Origin of the sequence: Thauera aromatica (assembly GCF_023093595.1) — a bacterium.
In the GTDB taxonomy this organism is placed as follows: Bacteria; Pseudomonadota; Gammaproteobacteria; order Burkholderiales; family Rhodocyclaceae; genus Thauera; species Thauera aromatica_A.
In genome coordinates this window covers 1-1,538 of the sequence record NZ_JALLIK010000031.1, presented here as the reverse complement: position 1 = coordinate 1,538, position 1,538 = coordinate 1, and the positions used below count along the sequence as shown (strand labels likewise).

At 59.7% G+C, this 1,538-nt stretch carries 2 protein-coding genes; both read left to right on the top strand.

Annotated elements, in window-relative coordinates; translation table 11 throughout:
* Nucleotides 1–217 precede the first annotated feature (217 nt).
* A complete protein-coding gene (locus MXC99_RS00395; protein ID WP_247723669.1) occupies nucleotides 218–511 on the top strand; it encodes a DUF1778 domain-containing protein in 294 nt (97 codons plus the stop codon).
* A gap of 68 nt (nucleotides 512–579) precedes the next feature.
* Nucleotides 580–1,005: a GNAT family N-acetyltransferase gene (locus tag MXC99_RS00390; RefSeq protein ID WP_247723668.1), complete on the top strand. Its 426-nt coding sequence runs from the start codon at nucleotides 580–582 to the stop codon at nucleotides 1,003–1,005.
* Nucleotides 1,006–1,538 lie beyond the last annotated feature (533 nt).

Sequence of the window (1,538 nt, the reverse complement as noted above, 5' to 3'; positions counted from 1 at the left end):
TGAACTCGGCCGTGTACTCCTGCTTCGGGATGCGTTTCACGTCGTTCTTCCTCTCGTTGCGTCGATCGTACGACGACTACGTTGGAAGACGAAATTCGTGGGGCAGCTCACGCCCGGTTCATCGTCAACCAAGGCAACCGGTCGCCCGCCGGAACTAGACGGTGTGCGTCGTTTGTACTAACATTGCGGCAGTTGATCTGACAAGCGAGGTGCCGTGATGGCTGCTAGCGCATCCTCTCCTTCCGCCCGCTCTGCCCGCTTGGGGCTACGCGCCACTCACGAACAGGAAGCGGTGTTGCGCCGCGCCGCCGAGGTGGCGCATAAATCCCTGACCGACTTCATCCTGGACAGCGCCTGCTTGGCCGCCGAGCAGACTTTGCTGGACCAGCGCCTGTTCATGGTCTCCGGTAGTCAGTACCAAGCCCTGATGGATTTGCTGGAACAACCGGAGCAGCCCAATGAAGGCTTGCGTGATCTGTTTTCGCGCAAGGCGCCATGGGATGCGAAGTGACATTGCGCGGACCTGAACCCCTGAGCATCCAACATCGGCTGGATGGATTCGACTGTGGCAAACTGGCCTTGAACGACTGGCTGCTGCGTCACGCCCGGCAGGCCCAGGGCAGTGGCTCAGCCAAGACCTTCGTCGTGGCCGATGATGACCGGGTAGCAGGCTATTTCAGTTTAACCGTCGGTCAGATCGATACGCTGGACGCGCCGGAGCGCATCCGAAAAGGGATGGGGCAGTACCCGTTGCCGGTGGTGATCCTGGCGCGGCTGGCGGTCTCGGCGCAAGATCAGGGGCGAGGCATAGGCTTCGGTCTGCTGCAGGATGCGATCCGACGCACGATGCTGATTGCCGAGCAAGCCGGCATCCGGGCGATGCTGACCCACCCCATCGATGAAGACGCGGCGCGGTTCTACACCCGGTTCGGGTTCATCGCCTCGCCGCTGCGTGAGCAGCAACTGCTGTTGCTCCTGAAGGATGCCCGTCGCTGGGTACGCTGAACCATGAGTTGAAGGCGCTCCATTCCTCGTCGGCGCTCATTGTGAACGTGTTCGACTACTGGTCGGAACGCAGTACAGCACCGCTCATGGCCGCGCTCGCCTCCCGCGGCCACTGTCGGGAGTGGGGTAGGCGTGATGCATCTCCGATGCCGCGTCAATAGTGCGAACTGCACTTGTACTTAAGGCCACCCGCGACTACGATTGCAGTTTCATACGGGGTTAGTTACTGGTCGCCCCAGCACCACCAATTCAAAAAAGGCCAGACTACGCTCTGGCCTTTTTTACGTCTGCCCGAAACGCCAGTGCTGGCGCGGGTTTCAGCGATTCGTGCGAAAGCTGCGGGCGCATCTGAAACACCACATTCGTCATAAAGTGCTCAAAAATGAGGCAGAGAGGGCTCTCTACTCTCTGTTGGTGCGAAAGTGTTGGCGCCGGCCGAAAACTGACCATGTAGAGGGGTGAATTCCGGCTGAAAACTGACCAGGGTGTTTAACCTCTCTGCCTCATTTTGAGGCAGAGGATCAGAGGTGATC

What these genes read in the sequence shown, in the direction of transcription:
- MXC99_RS00395 (WP_247723669.1), top strand. Translation starts at nt 218, where the DNA reads ATGGCTGCTAGCGCATCCTCTCCTTCCGCCCGCTCTGCCCGCTTGGGG.